At 64.2% G+C, this 20,568-nt stretch carries 16 protein-coding genes; 8 read left to right on the top strand and 8 right to left on the bottom strand.

Annotated features, from left to right (window positions below; genetic code table 11):
- Positions 1–52: 52 nt before the first annotated feature.
- Both ispF and ispD read right to left on the bottom strand, forming a co-directional pair.
- Positions 53–532, bottom strand: a complete 480-nt coding sequence (gene ispF / locus BLT65_RS25205; RefSeq protein ID WP_007737832.1) for a 2-C-methyl-D-erythritol 2,4-cyclodiphosphate synthase — start codon at positions 530–532, stop codon at positions 53–55.
- A 96-nt stretch (positions 533–628) separates the two neighbouring features.
- The gene (ispD, locus tag BLT65_RS25200) at positions 629–1,339 is read right to left on the bottom strand and encodes a 2-C-methyl-D-erythritol 4-phosphate cytidylyltransferase (protein ID WP_091782312.1); all 711 of its coding nucleotides are present in this window, start codon (positions 1,337–1,339) and stop codon (positions 629–631) included.
- A gap of 285 nt (positions 1,340–1,624) precedes the next feature.
- Between ispD and mfd the strand changes: the two genes are divergently transcribed.
- The 5 genes from mfd (at position 1,625) to mscL (ending at position 9,474) form a co-directional block, all read left to right on the top strand.
- Positions 1,625–5,110, top strand: coding sequence for a transcription-repair coupling factor (gene mfd / locus BLT65_RS25195; protein ID WP_091782309.1), 3,486 nt, complete (start codon positions 1,625–1,627; stop codon positions 5,108–5,110).
- Positions 5,111–5,119: 9 nt separating this feature from the next.
- Entirely contained in the window at positions 5,120–6,307 is a 1,188-nt protein-coding gene (locus tag BLT65_RS25190; RefSeq protein WP_091782306.1) for a M20 family metallopeptidase, read from the top strand.
- 146 nt (positions 6,308–6,453) lie between these two features.
- Positions 6,454–7,701, top strand: coding sequence for an acetylornithine deacetylase (argE, locus tag BLT65_RS25185; protein ID WP_091782303.1), 1,248 nt, complete (start codon positions 6,454–6,456; stop codon positions 7,699–7,701).
- A gap of 74 nt (positions 7,702–7,775) precedes the next feature.
- Positions 7,776–8,798 carry a threonine/serine dehydratase family protein gene (locus BLT65_RS25180; RefSeq protein WP_042312243.1) on the top strand — a complete coding sequence of 341 codons (1,023 nt, stop codon included), beginning with the start codon at positions 7,776–7,778 and terminating at the stop codon, positions 8,796–8,798.
- Positions 8,799–9,024: 226 nt separating this feature from the next.
- Complete coding sequence (mscL, locus tag BLT65_RS25175) at positions 9,025–9,474, top strand: large conductance mechanosensitive channel protein MscL (RefSeq protein WP_091782706.1); 450 nt, start codon at positions 9,025–9,027, stop codon at positions 9,472–9,474.
- 123 nt (positions 9,475–9,597) lie between these two features.
- Here the strand turns inward: mscL and BLT65_RS25170 are convergent, their stop codons facing one another.
- The 3 genes from BLT65_RS25170 to BLT65_RS25160 all read right to left on the bottom strand — a co-directional run bounded on the left by BLT65_RS25170 (position 9,598) and on the right by BLT65_RS25160 (position 13,939).
- Positions 9,598–11,589 carry a hybrid sensor histidine kinase/response regulator gene (locus tag BLT65_RS25170; protein WP_091782300.1) on the bottom strand — a complete coding sequence of 664 codons (1,992 nt, stop codon included), beginning with the start codon at positions 11,587–11,589 and terminating at the stop codon, positions 9,598–9,600.
- Between the two features lie 92 nt (positions 11,590–11,681).
- The gene (locus BLT65_RS25165) at positions 11,682–12,176 is read right to left on the bottom strand and encodes a response regulator (protein ID WP_091782703.1); all 495 of its coding nucleotides are present in this window, start codon (positions 12,174–12,176) and stop codon (positions 11,682–11,684) included.
- A 152-nt stretch (positions 12,177–12,328) separates the two neighbouring features.
- A complete protein-coding gene (locus BLT65_RS25160; RefSeq protein WP_091782700.1) occupies positions 12,329–13,939 on the bottom strand; it encodes a sensor histidine kinase in 1,611 nt (536 codons plus the stop codon).
- A gap of 501 nt (positions 13,940–14,440) precedes the next feature.
- On the opposite strand from BLT65_RS25160, the gene BLT65_RS25155 reads away from it, so the two are divergent.
- On the top strand, positions 14,441–14,938 hold the full coding sequence (locus tag BLT65_RS25155) for a hypothetical protein (RefSeq protein WP_007750376.1): 498 nt from the start codon (positions 14,441–14,443) through the stop codon (positions 14,936–14,938).
- 133 nt (positions 14,939–15,071) lie between these two features.
- On the opposite strand, the gene BLT65_RS25150 is transcribed toward BLT65_RS25155, so the two are convergent.
- Entirely contained in the window at positions 15,072–17,525 is a 2,454-nt protein-coding gene (locus tag BLT65_RS25150) for an AsmA family protein (protein WP_091782295.1), read from the bottom strand.
- 120 nt (positions 17,526–17,645) lie between these two features.
- On the opposite strand from BLT65_RS25150, the gene BLT65_RS25145 reads away from it, so the two are divergent.
- Both BLT65_RS25145 and BLT65_RS25140 read left to right on the top strand, forming a co-directional pair.
- Positions 17,646–18,380 (top strand): ABC transporter ATP-binding protein, encoded by a 735-nt coding sequence (locus BLT65_RS25145; RefSeq protein WP_091782697.1) that lies wholly within the window; start codon positions 17,646–17,648, stop codon positions 18,378–18,380.
- Positions 18,377–19,180, top strand: a complete 804-nt coding sequence (locus BLT65_RS25140) for an ABC transporter permease (protein ID WP_007585855.1) — start codon at positions 18,377–18,379, stop codon at positions 19,178–19,180. Before BLT65_RS25145 ends, BLT65_RS25140 begins: the two co-directional genes overlap by 4 nt.
- A 103-nt stretch (positions 19,181–19,283) precedes the next feature.
- On the opposite strand, the gene BLT65_RS25135 is transcribed toward BLT65_RS25140, so the two are convergent.
- Positions 19,284–19,850, bottom strand: coding sequence for a DUF6013 family protein (locus BLT65_RS25135; RefSeq protein ID WP_042312235.1), 567 nt, complete (start codon positions 19,848–19,850; stop codon positions 19,284–19,286).
- 403 nt (positions 19,851–20,253) lie between these two features.
- Positions 20,254–20,568 (bottom strand): integrase core domain-containing protein (locus BLT65_RS25130; protein ID WP_143036547.1); only part of this gene is annotated, 315 nt, incomplete at its 5' end.

Here is a 20,568-nt window from a genome sequence, read left to right as displayed (position 1 = left end):
CACGCGCGGATCAGGCAAATCTGACCCGCTCTACACAACTACGCAGCAACGTTCAGGCGCGCAGCAACAGCGCAGCCGCCTGCGCTTCAATGCCCTCGCCACGACCCAGATAGCCGAGCTTTTCGTTGGTCTTCGCTTTCACGTTGACGCGGTCGATGGGCAGATTCAGGTCTTCGGCGATATTCGCGCGCATCCCGTCGATATGCGGCGCGAGCTTCGGCGCCTGTGCAATCACGGTGCTGTCGACGTTCTGAATCGTGAAGCCCGCCTTCGCGATACGTGCCGCACATTCGCGCAGCAGCACGCGGCTGTTCGCGCCCTTGAACTCGGTCGCGGTATCCGGGAAATGACGGCCGATATCGCCGAGCGCGGCCGCGCCGAACAGCGCGTCGGTGATTGCGTGCAGCAGCACGTCGGCATCCGAATGGCCGAGCAGCCCGCGCTCGTACGGAATCGTCACGCCGCCGATGATGAGCGGGCGTCCCGGTACCAATGCGTGAACGTCGTAGCCTTGTCCGATTCTCAAATCCATATGCGTGGGGTTCCGTTGTTTCGTGAAAGCGTTGTGATGATGCTTAAGCCATGACGGCCGCGCGCCCACGTCCGGAGAACGCAGGCCAGGCGCCCGTCAGCCCGTCGTGCCGCGCCCGAGTATCGCTTCGGCCAGATCGAAATCTTCCGGATACGTGACCTTGAAATTACGCAAGCTGCCCTGAACCAGTTTCGGCGCGTGCCCCGACCATTCGATCGCGCTCGCTTCGTCGGTGAGATCGTGGCCGTCGCCTTGCGCGCGCAGAATCGCTTCGCGCAACATGCCGATCCGGAACATCTGCGGCGTCTGCGCCTGCCACAGGCCGTCACGCGGTTCGGTGTGGTCAATGCGGTTGTCTGTATTGGGCGTCACCCGCTTGAGCGTATCCGCGACGGGCAGCGCCATGATGCCGCCCACGGCGTCGTCCTTGAGCGTGCCGACCAGCGCGCGGATCAGCGCGGGCGTGATGCCGGGGCGCGCCGCGTCGTGTACCAGCACCCAGTCGTCGTCGCGCGCGCCGAACTCGGCTAGCGCATGCAGCCCGTTGAGCACGGAAGCCTGCCGCGACGCCCCGCCGCAACGCCGCACGGCGAAGCGCAGGCCCGCGAAGCGGCGCGCGTCGAAGTGCTGGTCGTCGGGCGCGATCACGACAAGCGTCTGCGCGAACTCGCTGCAGGCGTCGAACGCTGCAAGCGAGTAGTACAGCATGTCGCGTCCCGCGACGGTTCGATATTGCTTGGGCATCGACGCGCCCGAACGGCTGCCGGTACCGGCGCAAGGAATCAGTGCAAAGAGGCGGGAAGTCACGGAGCGGACGCGTTGCAGGTGAAAGTGAAGGACGGATTTTATAATAGGTCTTCGGCACGCATGCCCCGGCACGCGTAAACTTGCCGCTCACGCGCCGCCAGCGACGCGCCCACAAGGCGTCCGCTGGGGGGTTCCATTGGTTCGCGTCTTGCGGGCTGGTGGTGTTTTTAGCCGTTTGCAGCCCAGTTTGCGGTTCCGTTTGCCGTCATCCATTTGCCGTCATCCGTTTGCAGTCGATCGTTGAACCGTTGTTCATTGGCGTCACCCAAAGGCCGTTTCCCTTTTATGCCCGACATCGCCGCATCCACGCAGTCCTCCTCAACGCCCGTCGCGCTGGTCAAGGCCGGCCAGCGTTTCGTGTTCGACGGCACGCACGGCTCGTCCGACGCGCTGCTGATAGCGCGCTACCACCTCGCGCACAAGACGCAGATGCCGCTGCTGGCCGTCGTCTGCGCGAGCGCCGTCGACGCGCAGCGGCTGACACAGGAACTCGCGTTCTTCGCGCCTGAAGCGCGCGTGCGCCTGCTGCCCGACTGGGAAACACTGCCGTACGACTCGTTCTCGCCGCACCAGGATCTCGTCTCCGAGCGTCTCGCGACGCTGCACGACCTGGGCGAAGCACGCTGCGACATCCTGCTCGTACCGGCGACGACTGCGCTGTACCGGATGCCGCCCGCCTCCTTCATGGCGGCCTACACCTTTTCGTTCTCGCAGGGAGAACGTCTCGACGAAGCGAAGCTGAAAGCCCAATTGACGCTGGCCGGCTACGAGCACGTGAGCCAGGTCGTGCGGCCCGGCGAATACTGCGTGCGCGGCTCGCTGATCGACCTGTTTCCGATGGGCTCGCCACTGCCGTACCGGATCGACCTGTTCGACGATCAGGTCGATTCGATCCGTGCGTTCGATCCCGATTCGCAGCGCAGCCTGTATCCCGTGAAGGACGTGCGGCTGTTGCCCGGCCGTGAGTTTCCGTTCGACGAAGCCGCGCGCACCGCGTTTCGCAGCCGCTGGCGCGAAGTGTTCGAGGGCGATCCGAGCCGTGCGTCGATCTACAAGGACATCGGCAACGGCGTGCCGTCGGCGGGTATCGAATACTATCTTCCGCTGTTCTTCGAAGAGACGGCGACGCTCTTTCACTACCTGCCTGAAGGCGCGCAACTCGCGTTCGTCGGTGATCTGGACGCGGCCATCCGGCGCTTCACCGCAGATACCAAGCAGCGCTACAACTTCCTGTCGCACGACCGCGACCGGCCGATTCTCGAACCGCAGCGCCTGTTCCTGTCGGACGAAGATTTCTTCACGTTCGCCAAGCCGTTCGCGCGGCTGTCGCTGCCCGGCAATGCGGGCGGCGGCTGGGCCGTGCCGCTGCCCAATCTCGCGATCGACCGCCACGCCGACGATCCCGTCGCCGCCTTGCGCGCGTGGCTCGCCACGACGCCGAACCGCGTGCTGTTTGCCGCGGAATCGGCGGGCCGCCGCGAGACGATCGCGCAACTGCTCGCGGACAACGCGCTGCGCCCCACTTCCGCCGACAGCTACGGCGACTGGCTGACCTCCGACGCGCGCTTCGCGCTCGGCGTTGCGCCGCTCGCGAACGGCTTCGCGATTCCGGGCGAAGGCGTCGCGATCCTCACTGAGACGGAACTGTACGGCCCGCTCGCAAGACGCGCGGGACGCCGTCGCCAGGAACAGGCGAGCAATGTCGATTCGATGGTGCGCGACCTGTCGGAGCTGAAGGTCGGCGACCCGGTCGTGCATTCGCAGCATGGTATCGGCCGCTATATGGGCCTCGTGACGATGGATCTCGGCGAAGGCGAAACCGAGTTCCTGCACCTCGAATACCAGGGCGACAGCAAGCTCTACGTGCCCGTCGCGCAACTGCATGTGATCTCGCGCTACAGCGGCGCCGATCCCGAAAGCGCACCGCTGCACGCGCTCGGTTCGGGCCAGTGGGAAAAGGCCAAGCGCAAGGCCGCGCAGCAGATCCGCGACACGGCCGCCGAACTGCTGAACCTCTATGCGCGCCGCGCCGCGCGCGAAGGCCACGCGTTCGCGCTCGAACCGCGCGATTACGTGAAGTTCGCCGAGAGCTTCGGTTTCGAGGAAACGCCCGACCAGGCCGCTGCCATTGCCGCCGTGATCGGCGACATGACGAGCGGCAAGCCGATGGACCGCCTCGTCTGCGGCGACGTCGGTTTCGGCAAGACGGAAGTCGCGCTGCGCGCGGCGTTCATCGCGGTGATGGGCGGCAAGCAGGTCGCGCTGCTTTCACCCACCACGCTGCTCGCCGAACAGCACACGCAGACCTTCACCGACCGCTTCTCCGACTGGCCCGTGCGCATCGCCGAACTGTCGCGCTTCAAGAGCACGAAGGAAGTCAGCGCGTCGATCCAGCAGATCAACGAAGGCACTGTCGATATTGTGATCGGCACGCACAAGCTGCTGTCGTCGGATGTGCAGTTCAAGCGGCTGGGGCTCGTCATCATCGACGAGGAACACCGTTTCGGCGTGCGCCAGAAGGAAGCGCTGAAAGCGCTGCGCGCCGAAGTCGACGTGCTCACGCTCACCGCGACGCCGATTCCGCGTACGCTCGGCATGGCGCTGGAAGGCTTGCGCGATTTCTCGGTGATCGCGACGGCGCCGCAAAAGCGCCTCGCGATCAAGACCTTCGTGCGTCGCGAAGAAGACGGCGTGATCCGCGAAGCCATGCTGCGTGAACTGAAGCGCGGCGGCCAGGTGTACTTCCTGCACAACGAAGTCGAGACGATTGAAAACCGCCGGCAGATGCTCGAAGCACTCGTGCCCGAAGCGCGCATCGCGGTGGCGCACGGCCAGATGCACGAGCGCGAACTCGAACGCGTGATGCGCGATTTCGTCGCGCAGCGCGCGAACGTGCTGCTCTGCACGACGATCATCGAAACGGGCATCGACGTGCCGAGCGCGAACACGATCCTGATTCACCGCTCCGATAAATTCGGTCTCGCGCAGTTGCACCAGTTGCGCGGACGCGTCGGCCGTTCGCATCACCAGGCGTATTCGTATCTGCTCGTGCATGATCCGCAAGGGCTGACGAAGCAGGCGCAACGGCGTCTGGAAGCCATTCAGCAGATGGAAGAACTCGGCGCGGGCTTCTATCTCGCGATGCACGACCTCGAAATTCGCGGCACGGGCGAAGTGCTTGGCGACAAGCAGTCGGGCGAAATTCACGAGATCGGCTTCCAGCTCTACACCGACATGCTGAACGACGCCGTCAAGGCGCTGAAGAACGGCAAGGAGCCGGACCTCACCGCACCGCTGGCGGCGACGACCGAGATCAATCTGCACACGCCCGCCATCCTGCCCGCCGACTATTGCGGCGACGTGCAGGAGCGTCTGTCGCTGTACAAGCGGCTGGCGAACTGCGAGCACAACGATTCCATCGACGGCATTCAGGAAGAGCTGATCGACCGCTTCGGCAAGATGCCGCCGCAGGCGCATGCGCTCGTCGAAACGCACCGCTTGCGCCTCGCCGCGAAGCCGCTCGGCATCTCGAAGATCGACGCGGGCGAAGCGGTGATCGGCCTGCAGTTCATTCCGAATCCGCCCATCGACGCGATGCGGATCATCGAGATGGTGCAGAAACACAAGCACATCAAGCTCGCGGGTCAGGACAAGCTGCGTATCGAAAGCCGGAGTCCCGATTTCACCGTGCGCGTCGCGACCGTGAAGGAAACGTTGCGCGCGCTAGGCGCGCCGGTGAAGGGCGCGGCGGACCGGCGTGTCGCTTCATAAGGCCAGCAGATGACGGACGCTGTCGACACGGCATCGATCGTTGAACTGTTGACGGCGCTCGTGCGCGTGCCTAGCCGCGGCGGCATCGATGCGTGCGCGCCCGTGCTCGAATGCATCGAGGCGTGGTTTGACGCGCGTGGTGTGCGCACGCGCCGCCTCGTTGCCGACGATGGACAGCCGCTCGCGCTTCACGTGGAAATACGCGGCTCGGATCACGGCCCGCATTACCTGCTCAACGCGACGCTCGACACCGCAAGCTTCGGCGACGAATCCACGTGGACTTATCCGCCGCTCGCTGCGCACGTTGAAAACGGCTGGCTCTACGGACGCGGCAGCGCCGACAGCAAAGCCGCAGTCGCAATCTTCGCGCACCTCGCCACTGCGTTCGCCCAGCGCATCGATGCGCTCGCGGGCACGCTCGGCGTGCTCTACGATCTCGACGAGCATACGGGCCGTTTCGGCGGTGCCCACGCGTTCTTCGATGCGCCTGATGCGGTGAAACCTGATGGCGTATTGATCGGCTATCCGGGCATCGACCGCATCATCGTCGGCGCGCGCGGGTTCATTCGCGCGAAGCTCGTCGTGCGCGGCGTCGCTGCGCACTCCGGCGCGAGCAGCACGCGCGGACTCAATGCGGCGATACGCGGCGCGCACCTTGCCGCTGCTTTAAACGAAGTCGCGCTGCCCGTGGACGACGCATTCGATCGCCCCGCGCAGTTGACCGTCACCGGCATCCGCGCGGGCGACGGCACATTCACCAGCGTGCCGGATCATTGCGAACTCACCGTCGATTGCCGCCTCACGCCGGGCTTCGATGCCGCAGAAGCGCGGCGCGTGATCGAAGGCATCGTTCGCGATCAGGACTCACAACACGATCCGTCGCTTGCGACGTCGATCGAATGGATCGCGGGCTGGCCCGCGTATCGCGTACCGGATTCGCATCCGATGACGCAATCGCTGTATCACGCGGTACGCAACGAAGTTGACGCTGGTGTCACGCTGGCCGTCGCGGGACCGTCGAACATCGGCAATTACCTCGCGTCGCTCGGCGTGCCTGCGTTGTGCGGCTTTGGCGTGCAATGCGAAGGCATTCATGCGGCGAACGAGCGCATCGAACTCGCCAGCATCGCGCCCGTCTATCGCGCGTACGAAAGCGCGTTGCTCACGCTGCTCGCTCCTGACGCGCAACGAGCCTGACCCGTCGCCGATAACGATTTCAGCGCGCGCCATCAATTGCTGCATCGCGCAAAGCCCCGTCCCGCAAGCAACCGGGCTTTATGAGCTTTGGCTAATTAAGCGTTTTTTGGGTATCATCAAAACACACCCAAGCTGGAGCCCAAGTCATGTCACAGGTCGCTGACAAAGCGCTGTCCGCCCAAACGTCGTCCTCTTCCGCTGCATCCGCCGAGTCCCCTTCCCCCGCTTCGCTTCCCTGGGTCACACGCCTCGTGTCGATGGACACGGTCAGCCGCAATCCGAATCTCGGCCTGATCGAAACGGTGCGCGACGCGCTGCGCGAACGCGGTGTCGAAGCCACCCTCACGCACGACGAAAGCGGCAAATGGGCCAACCTGTTCGCGACGATTCCGGCGCATGACGGCGAGACCAATGGCGGGATCGTGCTATCGGGGCACACGGACGTCGTGCCCGTCGACGGCCAGAAATGGGACAGCGATCCGTTCAAGCCTGAAATACGCGGCGACAAGCTTTATGGGCGCGGTACCTGCGACATGAAAGGCTTTATCGGCGCGGCGTTGACGCTTGTGCCGCAAATGCAGCAGACCAAGCTCGCCAAACCGATCCATCTGGCGTTCTCGTTCGACGAAGAAGTGGGTTGCGTCGGCGCGCCGCTGATGATCGCCGACCTGATGAAGCGCGGCGTCAAGCCGGACGGTTGTATCGTCGGCGAGCCGACCAGCATGCGGCCCATCATCGCGCACAAGGGCATCAACGCTTACCAGTGCTGCGTGCGCGGCTTCGCGGCGCATTCGTCGCTCACGCCCAACGGCCTGAACGCGATCGAATACGCGGCGCGCCTGATCTGCTACATCCGCGACATGGCCGACCAGTTCCGCGAACAAGGCCCGTTCGATCAGCTCTACGACGTGCCGTTCACGACGGCGCAGACCAGCACGATCAAAGGCGGCAACGCGATCAACACCGTGCCCGCCGAATGCAGCTTCGAGTTCGAATTCCGCAATCTGCCGACGCTCGATCCCGAGCCGATCTTCGCGCGCATCGATCAATACGCGCGTGAAACGCTGCTGCCGAAGATGAAGCGCGAGCACGAAGCGGCCGCGATCGAGATCACGAAAATCGCCGCGGCGCCCGGGCTCGACTCGACGGAACAGGCGGCCATCACGCAACTCGTGCGCGCGCTCACGGGCGATCAGGACAAGCGCAAGGTCGCGTACGGCACGGAAGCGGGGTTGTTCTCGCTGGCGGGCATTCCGAGCATCGTGTGCGGCCCCGGCGACATCGTGCAGGCGCACAAGGCAAACGAATTCGTCACGCTCGATCAACTGGCTCAGTGCGAGCGGTTCCTCGGCAAGTTCATTCACAGCATGTCGGTCGATGCGCACGCGCACTGACGCAAGCAGCAGATAACAACAAACACAACAACAAGGCACAAAACGCGGACCTCACCCACAAGACGACGCACGCCATGTCCACCGCCACGCCGCAGCACACCGACCGCACGATCGACGGCGAACCGATACCGACGCTCGACGACATTGCTTCGCAGCACTTCGCGCTGACACCGTGGGTCGTGCGAACGCCCGTGTTCGACCGGATGGATTTTCCGACGCTCGAAGGCACGCTCGTCAACTTCAAGTTCGAGCTGCTGCAGGCGGGCGGCAGCTTCAAGGCGCGCGGCGCGTTCTCGAACCTGCTCGCACTCGACGCAGCCCAGCGCAGCGCGGGCGTGACCTGCGTGTCGGGCGGCAATCACGCGGTCGCCGTCGCTTATGCGGCGATGCGCACGGGCATCAGCGCGAAGGTCGTCGTGATGCACGCGGCGAATCCGGCGCGCATTGCGCTGTGCCGGCAATATCGCGCGGAAGTCGTGATGGCCGACAACGTGAATGAAGCGTTCGAGATCGTGCGACGCATCGAGGCCGAAGAAGGCCGCTATTTCGTGCATCCGTTCAACGGTTACCGGACGGTGCTCGGCACCGCGACGCTCGGCTACGAATGGGCGACGCAATCGCCCGATCTCGACGCCGTGATCGTGCCCATCGGCGGCGGCGGGCTCGCGGCGGGCATTTCGACGGCGCTGCGCCTGGCCAATCCGCGTGTGCATGTGTACGGCGTCGAGCCGGAAGGCGCGGACGTGATGAACCGCAGCTTCGCCGCGAATCACACGGTCAAGATGACCCACATGCATTCGATCGCCGATTCGCTGATGGCGCCGCACACTGAGCAATACAGCTACGAGCTGTGCCGCCGGCATGTCGACCGTCTCGTCACCGTCACCGACGACGCCTTGCGTGCCGCGATGCTCACACTCTTCACACAACTGAAGCTGGCCGTCGAACCTGCGTGCGCAGCCGCAACGGCCGCCCTGCTCGGCCCGTTGCGCGAGCAACTGCAAGGCAAGCGCGTCGGCGTGCTGCTATGCGGGACGAATACCGATCCAGTCACGTTCGCCGCGCATATCGAACAGGCGCGGGCAGCAGAGATTTAAGCGGCTCGCTTCACGTTCTTTTCGCGTTCTTTGGCGTCGCTCGATTCGAGCTTGGCGATTGCAGGCGCATCGTTTGCAAGCGTCGACGGTTCCTCGTCACTTCTGCGACATATCGGCTGAACGAGCGTGGCGTGTCGAAGGTTCGTTGCGATCGGGCGCTAAATCATTTCACGCTGCGCCGATCGTTGGCTATCATGTCGCCATCGACTTCAAGGAGAACTGCCCGATGAGCATGATTACTGAATTCAAGGAATTTGCCCTCAAAGGCAACGTGATGGACCTCGCGGTTGGTGTGATCATCGGCGGAGCGTTTTCGACTATCGTCAACTCCGTCGTGAAGGATCTGATCATGCCTGTCGTCGGCGTCGCGACGGGCGGCCTCGATTTCTCCAACAAGTTCGTCCTGCTCGGACACATCCCCGAGAATTTCAAGGGCAATCCCGAGTCTTACAAGGACTTGCAGACGGCAGGCGTCGCCGCGTTCGGTTATGGCTCGTTCATCACCGTAGCGATCAACTTCGTGATTCTCGCGTTCATCATCTTCATGATGGTGAAGTCCATCAACAAGCTGCGTGCGCCCGCCCCGGCCGCGCCCGAAGCACCGGCGCCCACGCCCGAAGACGTGCTGCTGCTGCGTGAAATCCGCGATTCGCTGAAGAATTCGCCACGAATCTGAACCTGACGACGACGGTTCATCGAAGCGCCACGAAAGCGGTGCCTGCATAAACTCAAGGGCGTGTTGCGCTTCGCGCGCAACACGCCCTTCTCTTTTCACCAGACTCACATGTGGCACGCGGGCTTAACCCGCTCTCGCCTCGCCCGCGTTTTTCTGCGTCTTCACGGCTGCCGCGCTCTCGATCACCTGCTCGAGCTGCGAGAAATTGACGGGCTTGGTCAGATGCGACGTGAAGCCCGCTTCGAGGCAGCGCCGGATATCCTCGTCGCTCCCGAAACCCGTCAATGCAACGGCAGGCGCATCGTCGCGCTCGCGGAACGCCTTGACGAAGTCGAGGCCCGTACCGTCGGGCAGGCCTACGTCGCTGACGATCAGATCGAAGGTGGCGCTTTGCGTCGCGGCGAGCGCATCGGCCACACGCCCGACCACGGTCACCTCGTGGCCGAGCGTGCGCATCAGTTGCGCCATCACTTCGGCCGTGTCTGCGTGGTCCTCGATCAGCAAGATCCCCAGCCCGCCCGCCGGCTGCACGCTCGCTGCCTCGGGCACGACGGGCTCGGCGTGCGGCTCCGCGGCCGTGGGCAGCGTAATCGTGAAAGTCGCGCCGCAGTGCGCGCCTGGGCTTCGTGCCGTCACCGTGCCGCCATGCGCGTCCGTCAGCGCCTTGGTGATCGCGAGTCCCAGCCCCAGCCCGCCGAACTGCCGCGACATGTTCTGGCTGCCCTGTTCGAACGCGTTGAAGAGCTTGCCGATCTGCTCGGGCTCGATACCGACGCCCGTGTCTTCCACGGATATCTGCACGTGCATCCGTTCGTCGCGCGTGCGCACGTAGATATGGCCGCCGTCCGGCGTGAACTTCGCGGCATTGCGGATCAGGTTCCACAGCATCTGCTGCAGACGCGCGCGGTCGGCGAGCACGAAATGATGATGCGCATCCGTGCTGATGTGTACGTCCTGCTGCTTGGTCTGGATCTCGCTACGGAACAGTTCGAGCACGCTGTCGATGACTTCATGCACGTCGACCGTTTCCAGCGAGAGCCGCAGCTTGCCATTCGCGACCCGCGTCAGATCGAGCAGATCGTCGATCAGGCGCGCTTCCAGCTCGACGTTGCGGCGAATCATCACGACGCCCGCGCGCACCGCGTCCGGCACGTCCTGCATCATTTCGAGCATGCGCGCGCCCGCCAGCACGGGCGTGAGCGGCGTGCGCAATTCGTGCGACAGCATCGCCAGAAAACGGTCCTTCGCGCGGTTCGCTTCTTCCGCCGCCTGGCGCGCGCCCTGCTCGGACGCAAGCAGACGCTCGCGCTCCTCGATGGCTTCGCGTTGCGAATGGATGTCGGTGCAACTGCCGAACCATTTACTGACGACGCCGCCCGCGTCGCGCATCGCGGCAATGCGCGCGTCGAACCAGCGATACGCGCCGTCGTGGCGGCGGATGCGGAATTCGCTGCGATAGTCGGCGCCGTCGCCGCGCACCGTTCTGAGCCAGCTGCGGCGCGTCTCTTCGCGGTCGTCGGGATGCACGGCGTCGATCCACGCAAGACCCAGCGAACGCGCGCCGTCGAGGCCCGTGTATTCGACCCATTGCTTCGACACGAAATCGCAGTCGCCATGGGCATTGCACGTGAACACCAGGTGCGGCAGCGCCTCCGACAGCATCCGGTAATGCGCCTCGCGCTCGCGCAGCAGCAGCGCTTCCGCCGATGCGCGCTGCATCCGCATCTGCGATAGCACGCGTTCGACCGCTTCGGGCAGATAGTCGAGATAGTCGCCCGCTTTCGGCACGACGTCGGAGACGCCCGAACGCAGCGCTTCGATTACGCGGGATTCATCCGTGAAGCCCGTGACGAGAATGGCGGGTATGCGTACGCCTTCGTTGCGCAGGCGCCGGAAAAAGTCGAGCCCCGTCTCCGCGCCGTCGAGCTGATAGTCGAGCACGATCAGATCGGGCGGATTCGCAACGATCGCGCGATGCGCAACCTCGACGCTGCTGCTCAGTTCGACCCGGCAGCCGGCGCGCTCCAGCGACTTGCGCGCAAGGCGCAAGATGCCTTCGTCGTCGTCGACGACGAGCACGAGGGCTGCAGGTAGCGTGGTTACGTCTTCTGTCATGCCAGATGATTCAGTTCAAGGAACGAACGAGGCCGCGATGGTGCAGCGTGAATGTTGCGTGAATACTTCGTGAATGCTTCAACCCATCGGAATTATGCTGCGGGCGCATAGCGCTGTCCCGGCGGCAGCTTCACGACCTGCAGGAAAAAGCCCAGCCGCCGCACGGCTTCGATGAACGCATCGTATTCGACCGGCTTCGTGATGTAGACGTTGCAGCCCAGTTCGTAGCAGCGTTCGATTTCGCGTGGATCGTCGGTGGTCGTGAGCACGATGACGGGCATCGACGACGTCGACGGCGATTCCTTCAGCCGCCGCAACACCTCGAAGCCATCGACGCGCGGCATCTTCAGGTCCAGCAGCACCACGTAATTCGCGAGTTCGTCGCGTGTCGGGCGGCCATTGGCGCGGTCGCCGGCGCGCGGCTCGCCGAAGAAATAGTCGAGCGCCTCCTGGCCATCGCCGAAACGGACAAAACCGTTTGAAATCCCCGCGCGCCGCAGATTGCGCTCGACGAGCGTGGCATGCCCGTCATCGTCCTCGACCAGCACGATGCCGACCGACTTACCGACCGCTTCCCCGTGTGACATGTTCCCTCCGAAGCCCTTGCGCCGCATCTGTTTGATGCGTTGCGCGTGAGCTGCGACTGCGTGAATGGTATGACGCACCGCCGCTATTATGCGGCCGTTGGCTTACGGCTTGCTGCGCCTTTGCGCATGAGCGGCGCTGGGTTTTATGCGCATCAATAGCGCATCGGCTGATCGGGCAGCGTGATGAAGAATGTCGACCCCGCCCCCTCCGCCGATTCGACCCACACACGCCCGCCATGCCGCTCGACTGTGCGTCGCACGAGCGCAAGGCCGATGCCGTCGCCTTGCGCGACATCGCCGTGCAGCCGCTGGAACGCGCGAAATACTTTCGACATGTAGGCGGCGGGAATGCCCATTCCATTGTCGCGCACAAAGTAAGTGCGCGTCCTTGGCGCCGACGCGAGCGCGCTCTCTGCAAGCGCGCCATCCAGCGCCCCGACTTCGATGCGCCCCGGCCGCGACGAATCGAGAAAATTGATTGCGTTCGAGAGCAACTGGCTGAACACCTGTTCGATTGCGGACGGATCGCCCCATGCCGTGGGCAGATCGCGCACGACGACTGCGATCTTGCGCTCGTCGATCCGCTTTTGAAGCGCGTCGACGGCACGCGCGACTGCGCGGCCGACGCTCACGCGCTGCCATTGATATTCGAGCCGCCCCGCGCGCGAAATGCGCAACAGCGCTTCGATAATGGCCGCGGCGCGCGTCACCGACGAGCGCACATAGCGCAGCGATTCCTGCACGTCGCCATCGAGCACGTGCGCGAGGCGCTTGTGTTCGACCTCGGGCAGCCGCGCATCGTCGATGGTCGCGCGCAGTTCGTCGCACGAAACCTGCAGTTCCTTCGAGAAACCCTGCATGTTCACCAGCGGCGAACGCAGATCGTGCGACACGCTGTAGATGAACATCTCGTTGTCCTGCGTCTCCTGACGCAGGGTCTCATTGACGCTCGCCAGTTCCGCCGCGCGCAGTTGCAGCGATGTCTTGAGCGCGGCCTGTTTCTCGTCTGCCTCGCGCAACAGCGCGCTCGTGCGATTCAACGCGGAATCGAGCGCGGCGATTTCGTCATTGCCCGACAGCGGCGTGGGCAGCGGCTGCCCGCTGGCGAGCCGCTGCGCGTTTTCCGCGAGTACGTCCAGCCGCCGGCCGATGCTGCGCGCGAATCCAAATGCCGTGCCCGCCCACAGCAGCATCGAGCCGATCACGGCGCCCACCAACGTCCATTGCTGGCGCTGGCGCGTTTTCGCGAGCGTCGCGTTGCGCTCGACTTCGAGCCGCGATGCTTCGTCGATGAATTCTTTCAACTGCTCGCGAAAGCGCATCACCTGCGCAGGCAACTCGCCGCCTTCGAGCGTGACGAATGGTTTCATCGTTGCGCCCGTACGCATCGACTGCGCGACGGACAGCGCCTGCTGCCGGTAGCTGTCCACTTCGTCACGCATGCGCAGCACGCGCGCGCGCTGCGCGGGCGTATCGGCGACGGCCGTTTCAAGCCGCGCGAGCCGGTCGCCGATATCGACCCATGCCGCATGGCGGTCCATGAAAGAAGCGTCGCCCGCGACGATGCCCGTACGCACGCGCGCGACTTGCCGAAGCACGGGGTTTTCGAGCGCTGTCGCCTGATACAGGATCTGCTTGCTGTCCGACGAGCGCTCGACGGCCCGCGTGGTTTGCGCCTGCATGTCGAAGACGACGCCGAGCAGCGCCAGTTCAATGGCGCTCGGCAACGCGATCAGCAATAGACCTTTGGTGAACAGTTTCATCGATGGCTGGCGCAATGCGGCATGAACGTGCGAGGCAACTGCTTCCGCTTCCCGACATGTGGAACTGACGCGCGCAATCATGAGCGGCGCGCATGCATCATGGTTGTGCGCCGCGCCTTTAACGTCGCTGCGCGGCGAGCGCCATTGATATTTTCACTCATGCGCCGCGCCCGTCGACTCGCCAGATCGGCGCAATGTGCGTGAAAGCCGCGCCGCAACTGGGACGCGGCCATTATCGGCGGGCCCAACGGATATTTCAATGCACGCCGAGGAGGGCTTGGCGCACATAAAAATGTCTTTTTTTACGGTGCCGGAAACACGCGCAGCGCGGGTGAGTCTATTATTGAGACCAGATGCACAGGGGATGCGAAAGCGCACGGCGACGCGATTCGGCCTGGTTCGCACGGAACGTTGGAGTGAGACAGACGAATCACCGTGTATCCGGCATTTTCGTATGCTATAAAAGATCGACGTGCGGCGCGCGAAGCCGGGAGTGGTCGCATGAGGACGCTGCGTTTCTTGCAATTCTTTTTCAGGCGAGTTTTTATGTCCTTCCCGAAAAAGCGCAGGCGCGCGAAGGTGGACGGCGACGAGTCGTTCCTCGCTGTGCTGCGACACTTCAAGCCCTTCGGTCAGCTCGACACCAAGATTGCGCGCGCCCGCGCGCAAGATGAGCCTGTGCTCTACGCGCATGTGCTGCCGGGACTTGATGTCCTGCTATGCAGCGTGCGCGGCGCGCATCCACCGTATCCCGCCGTCGCGGAGTTGCGCAGGCGCTGCATCGAGTCCATTGCGAATGCGCTCGAGCAGCCGCTCGACGGACTGGAAAACGGCGGCTACTGGTACGAGGCCGACGGTTTCGGCTTCCTCGTGTTCGCGAGCCGCGCGAGAGCGCGCATCCTGCCCGAGTTCGGCGCGACGCGTACGGCCGCCAGCACGCGGCGCGGCGTGCGTCGCCAGGATGCGGCGGGCGACGCGACACCGCGCTCGCTGCGTTGAATCCCACAGATTACGCGTAGCAATTCACACGAAACACGGCCGCGAAGATTCGCGGCCGTGGTGTTTTTGCGAAGCAATCATTGCGGGTGATGCATCCGCGCCCGCGCGCTCAACTTCCCTCTCAACTTCCCTCTCAACTTCCCTTATAGTCCGCCGCGTTCGCCGGTCCCGGCAGTGCCGCGCCATTGTTCGGCTTTGCAGGCTGCTTCGACGGCGCTGTTGACGGCGAGACGGCCGACGCGCCCGGCGTTCCCGGCGGCAGCGCCAGTGCTTTGGCCTTTTCGCGCTGTCCCGGCGGCGGCGCCGTCGGATGCTGCGCCTCCATGGCCGCCATCAGTTGCTGACACGGCAAAGGCTTGTTGTTGCTCGGCGCAATCAACGGGATCAGCGCGGCGAACGGATTGATCAGACCGAGCCCGACCATCGCACCGCCGCGCACCGCGAGCGCCGCTGCGTTCACGCCGACGTGCGGGTCCTTGAACGTGCCCTTCACGTAGAGCGGCGAGCGCAGCGAGAAGACCCGGAAGCCCTTCGTGTGCGGATGCACGCCGAGGTCCATCGACTCGTTCTTCAGGTTCACCGTGCCGTCCACGTTGATCACGGCGTCTTGCGTGTCGAGTGCGAACACGCGTGAATCGAGCACGCCGTCCGTCACGACGAAGTCGCCTGCCGCGCAGTTGATCTGCACATCGCGATTGCCGAACAGCTTTTCATAGACGACATTCGCCACGTTCAGCCCGGCCGCTTCCATCAGCAAACGGCTCACAGCGCCATCGGTGACGAGCAGTTTCACTTCGCCGTTCGACGAAGCCGCGAGCGCCGCGGGCGAATTGCCCGTCGCCGACAGCGCGGCGTCGCCGTTGACCTCGCCGAGCGCGTTCTGCATCGTCTTCGCGGTCGGCAGCAACTGCTTGAGCTTCAGATGCCGTGCCTCCGTCGAAACACGCCCCTTGAGCGGCGTGGCGCTGCCGTCGAGATGAATGTTCGACGCGAGCGACCCGCCCGCGACGCCGAACTTCAGCGGCTCGAACGACAGCACGCCGTCCGTCATCACGACGTGTGTGTAGAGATCGGTGATGGGCAGCGCCGGGTCCTTGATGATGCGGCGGCCCGTGAACTTCACGTTCGCGTCGATCGCCTTCCAGCGGTCGGTCTTGAACTCTTCGGTCGGCAGCGCCTTGTCGGATGGCTGGCGCGCGGTGTCGCCGCGTTTCGCCTTGCTCGCGTTGCTGTCCGCGCCGATGATCGGCGCGAGGTCCTTGAACTGCAACAGATTCGAGACAAGCGTGCCTTCGAGCAACGGACGTGTCGCGCGTTGCGTATAGACGACCGTGCCGTTCACATCGCTGCCACCCACGCGGCCTGTAAAATTTTCATACCGGAACACGCTGGCGCCCTGCTTGAAATTGCCGACCAGATGGCCTTCCGTCGCGTACGGCGGCGTCTCGGGCAGCGTGATGCCCGTCAGGTCATACAGATGATCGAGGCTCGTGCCCTGCAGCCACAGACGCAGATCGACGGCGGCGAGATGCGCCGGATCGGTGACGGTGCCGACCAGCGCGATACGCAGATCGCCCGCCTTCACGTCGGCCTGCACGGGAAACGGCCGGGATGTGTCCTGCAACGCAAGCACGCCGCCGAGCTTGCCGCTGCCCGATATGGGCGAGCGGTTGTAGGTGCCCTTCACGGTCCAGCCGATGCCGTATTGCGGTGAGTTCGTGCTCTGCGCGACGGGCGTGCCTGTCGCGCTCGCGGGCACTCCGGACGCGGCCACTACGCTCGATGCGCCCACGCCAGCCGTCGCCGCCGGTACGGACGCGCCCGACGCAACAGGCACGCCAGGCGCCACCGCGGATGCACCCGACGCCTCGGAAGCGGCGACCGCCTTCGCCTGCGCGGTCAGTTGCTTCGCGCCCTGCTTGCCGACGACTTCCGCCGACGACCTGCGCGACGCCTCTTCCTGTTGCTTCATCGCTTCGCCGATCGGAATTGGCTGGCCGAGCGTATCGACGACGGCCTGCATGTCGAGTTTCTTCTGCTGGTCCGAAAGCGCGATATTGCCTTTGTTCAGCTGGATGTCGTGCAGATCGAGCTTCCACTCGGACGGTCCCGCCGACGATTTCAGCTTGAACGTCCAGTTGTTGCGTCCGTCGAGGAGCCGTTCGAGATCGACGGATGGATTCACGACATTGATCGCCGGGATCACGATGTCATGCGCGAGCAGCGGCAGCACTTTCACCTGGAAGTCGATTTCATCGAGCGTCGCGAAGTGCTTCTGTTTGGTCCAGTCGGGATTGGCAATCGTGATGTTCTGCGCCGAGAAGCGCGGCCACGGCACCCACGAGCGCCAGCCCGTCTCGCCAACGGGATGGCGCCAACCCACCTTCAGATCGCCTTCGATGGCAAACGGCCGGCCGATTGCTTCACTGACCTTGTCGTTCACATAGGGCCGCGCGCGGTTCCAGTCGAACGTCAGAATGAAAACCGCCAGCGCAACGATCAGGATCGCCAGCACCGCGAACAGCCACGCGAGGGTCTTGCCGATTGTCTTGCGGACGGATATGCCAGTCGAGTGCAGCACAGCCATGAGCGCTCCGAAAAATACCTGCGTCATTCGTTTGCGCAGCACGTGCTGTGCCCGCGTGTACGCTTCGTTATGATGATGCGCTGCGACACATTCGAATATGCCATGCCCCACGACACGAATATAGCGGACGCACCCCTCGTCCACGCGCAAGAGCTTGTGCGGCGCGACGCGACGCGCGGCCAGACGCTGCTGCACGCCACCAGCATCGCCATCCACGCGGGCGAGCGGATTTCGATCACCGGCCCGTCCGGGTCGGGCAAAAGCGTGTTCATGCGCGCGCTCGCGCTGCTCGATCCACTCGATAGCGGCGAGGTGCTGTGGCGCGGCAAGCGCATCGCGCGAGCGACGATCCCGCGCTACCGTCGCCACGTCGCCTACATTCGTCAGCGGCCCGCGTTGCTCGACGGCACCGTCGAAGACAATCTGCGTTATCCGTACACGCTGCGCGCGTATCGCGACGTCCGCTTCGACCGCGCGCAGGCTGCGGCGCTCGCGTCGCAGGCGGGACGTGCGAGCGACTTTCTCGAGCGTTTTGCGAGCGAGCTGTCGGGCGGCGAAGCGCAGATCGCCGCGTTGATCCGCGTCCTGCAGCTCGCGCCGGACGTGCTGCTGCTCGACGAACCGACGGCATCGCTCGATCCCGAATCGGCGCTGGCGATCGAAGGCCTGGTGCGCGCATGGTTCGACGCCGCGCCGCAGGTGCGCGCATGGCTGTGGGTGTCGCACGATCCGGCGCAAGCGGCGCGCGTGAGCAACCGTCATCTGACGATGCGCGCCGGCGTGCTCGACGACGCACAGCGCAATATGCCGGATACGCCCGATACGTCCGCGCACACCGGGGAGACGCCGCGATGACCTTGCAGAACCTGAGCCTCTGGGACGTCGCGCTCGCGGCGCTGCTGATCGTGGTGAACGGCGCGGTATCCGTTCTGCTCAAGCTCGATCTCGAACGCAAGCTCGCGTGGGCGGCAGTGCGCACCGTCGTCCAGTTGCTCGCGATCGGCTATGTGCTTGCGTGGGTGTTCGCGTACGCCCGCTGGTACGTGGTGCTGCCGTTGATGATCGCGATGACGCTGATCGCGGGCTTCGCGGGCGCGGGACGCGGTTCGCGCACGTATGCCGGGCAGCGCGTCGACAGCATCCTGTCGATCTGGGCGAGCGCGTGGCTGGTCGCCGCCGTTGGACTGTTTGCCGTGATCCGCATTCGACCGTGGTACGAGCCGCAATATGCGATTCCGATTCTCGGGATGATTCTCGGCAATACGCTGACGGGCGTGTCGCTAGGCATTGAACGGATGACGGAGGAACTGACGGCGCGCCGCGACCGCGTCGACATGGCGCTCGCGCTTGGCGCGACGCGCTGGGAAGCCGCGCAGGGACCGGCCCGTCAGGCGGTGCGTGCCGGCATGATTCCGACGCTGAACCAGATGGCCGTGGTCGGCGTCGTGAGTCTGCCGGGGATGATGACGGGCCAGGTGCTCGCCGGGCAATCGCCGCTGCAGGCCGTGCGCTACCAGATCGTGATCATGTTTCTGATCGCGGCATCGTCGGCGCTGGGAACGGTGGGTGCCGTGCTGCTTACGTATCGGCGGCTGTTTTCGCCGGAGCATCGGTTTCTGGCATCGCGGCTCGTCGAGCGGCGCTCGAAACGCTGACGTGCAGCGCCAGGCGCGCGCCGTGATCGATGCATGCACATCGTATGCAATTCAGTCGATACGCATGGCTTGCGATACCGACTCCGATGCTCAAACGCTAGCGTCACCGTTTGGCCGAGACGGCCACCTGCGAGCCGTCGGTGAGTGTTAGCGTCTTCGTGGTGCCGTTGGTCGGCATGGTGAAGCGCAGCACCTGACTGACGCTCGCGTAGTTCGGGCACTTGAGCGACTTGCCGTTGTTCGACACGGCCTTCGTTCCCTTCGGCGTTTGCGCCTGGAAGTTCATCTGCACGGTCGCGGTGCCGTCTTTGGCGACCACAGGTGCGAAGCGGATCTGCGTCTGACGGATCATGGCGCCGTTCGTATCGAGCGGCAGCGACGACAGGCCCGGGCAGTCGCCATCGGCTGCGACGGGGCCGCCGGGCGGCACGGTTTTCCAGGTGAAGTCGTCCGATTCGCCGGAGCGGATGGTGCGGGTTTCCTGCGAGTTGCCGAACTGCTTCGACGTGACCTTGACCGTATAGCGGATGGGGCCGTCCGTGGCCGCCTGCGACGTCACGGTGATGGGTGTCGCCGCGTGCGCCGGTGCCGGCAATGCGGCGAGCGCAAGCGTTGCGCATGCGATAGAAGCGACAACAGAAACGGCGGGAAGTTTGACGCTGATGCTCATACTGTCACCTCGTTGTTGTGCTGCCGCGCGGTGCCATGCAGGTGCGATCGCGCTGGCCGCGCGTGGCGGTTTTTTTGCATGTTGCACGGAAAGTCTAACGCCAAGTGGTTGGCGTGGAGTTTGGTTTGGGCTGGGATTAACCCGGGGATGGGGTGGATTTTTTTTGCGCTGCCGCGCGGTGGGGTGTTTGGCTGCGCATGCCTTGTCGGTGTGGTTTAGCTTTTGTGCTGGCATTTCTCGCGTTGGCGCCTGCGCGGCGTGGGCGGTTTTTTTGAGTTTGCGATGGGGTTTGCAGGGCGGTGTTTTGCTGCGCAAGCTGTTTGGTTTATTTGGCTTTGCGCTGGCATCCGCGATTTGTTAGCGCGCTTCACGCGTCGCCCCTGTGCGGGGCGGCATGAAGTGGTCAAGTAATCCTGGACACTTTTTCTGCTTTCCCTCTTTTCTTGCTGGTTACTTCATATTCGGCGGGCGGCATGTTGCCGGCCGCCGAATGTAGCCGCTCGTGGTTGTAGAACGTCACGATGTAATCGGTGACATCGGACTTTGCAGTGAGATAGTCAGGGTATGGACGTAGTCTCACGCGCTCCGTCTTCAGGCTTCGAAAGAAGCGTTCTACCACTGCGTTGTCCCAGCAGTTGCCCTTGCGGCTCATGCTCTGTGTGATGCGGTTCTTGCCGAGGAAGGCCCGGAAAGCGTTGCTGGTGTACTGGCATCCCTG

This window comes from Paraburkholderia steynii, assembly GCF_900100565.1.
Lineage (GTDB): Bacteria > Pseudomonadota > Gammaproteobacteria > Burkholderiales > Burkholderiaceae > Paraburkholderia > Paraburkholderia terrae.
The sequence above is the reverse complement of the archived record's forward strand: the minus strand, read 5'-3'. Positions and strand labels throughout refer to the sequence as shown.

What these genes read in the sequence shown, in the direction of transcription:
- BLT65_RS25135 (WP_042312235.1), bottom strand. Translation starts at nt 19,850, where the DNA reads ATGAGCATCAGCGTCAAACTTCCCGCCGTTTCTGTTGTCGCTTCTATC.
- BLT65_RS25165 (WP_091782703.1), bottom strand. Translation starts at nt 12,176, where the DNA reads ATGTCACACGGGGAAGCGGTCGGTAAGTCGGTCGGCATCGTGCTGGTC.
- ispF (WP_007737832.1), bottom strand. Translation starts at nt 532, where the DNA reads ATGGATTTGAGAATCGGACAAGGCTACGACGTTCACGCATTGGTACCG.
- BLT65_RS25140 (WP_007585855.1), top strand. Translation starts at nt 18,377, where the DNA reads ATGACCTTGCAGAACCTGAGCCTCTGGGACGTCGCGCTCGCGGCGCTG.
- BLT65_RS25160 (WP_091782700.1), bottom strand. Translation starts at nt 13,939, where the DNA reads ATGAAACTGTTCACCAAAGGTCTATTGCTGATCGCGTTGCCGAGCGCC.
- BLT65_RS25170 (WP_091782300.1), bottom strand. Translation starts at nt 11,589, where the DNA reads ATGACAGAAGACGTAACCACGCTACCTGCAGCCCTCGTGCTCGTCGTC.
- BLT65_RS25155 (WP_007750376.1), top strand. Translation starts at nt 14,441, where the DNA reads ATGAGGACGCTGCGTTTCTTGCAATTCTTTTTCAGGCGAGTTTTTATG.
- mfd (WP_091782309.1), top strand. Translation starts at nt 1,625, where the DNA reads ATGCCCGACATCGCCGCATCCACGCAGTCCTCCTCAACGCCCGTCGCG.
- BLT65_RS25180 (WP_042312243.1), top strand. Translation starts at nt 7,776, where the DNA reads ATGTCCACCGCCACGCCGCAGCACACCGACCGCACGATCGACGGCGAA.
- BLT65_RS25150 (WP_091782295.1), bottom strand. Translation starts at nt 17,525, where the DNA reads ATGGCTGTGCTGCACTCGACTGGCATATCCGTCCGCAAGACAATCGGC.
- BLT65_RS25190 (WP_091782306.1), top strand. Translation starts at nt 5,120, where the DNA reads ATGACGGACGCTGTCGACACGGCATCGATCGTTGAACTGTTGACGGCG.
- mscL (WP_091782706.1), top strand. Translation starts at nt 9,025, where the DNA reads ATGAGCATGATTACTGAATTCAAGGAATTTGCCCTCAAAGGCAACGTG.
- argE (WP_091782303.1), top strand. Translation starts at nt 6,454, where the DNA reads ATGTCACAGGTCGCTGACAAAGCGCTGTCCGCCCAAACGTCGTCCTCT.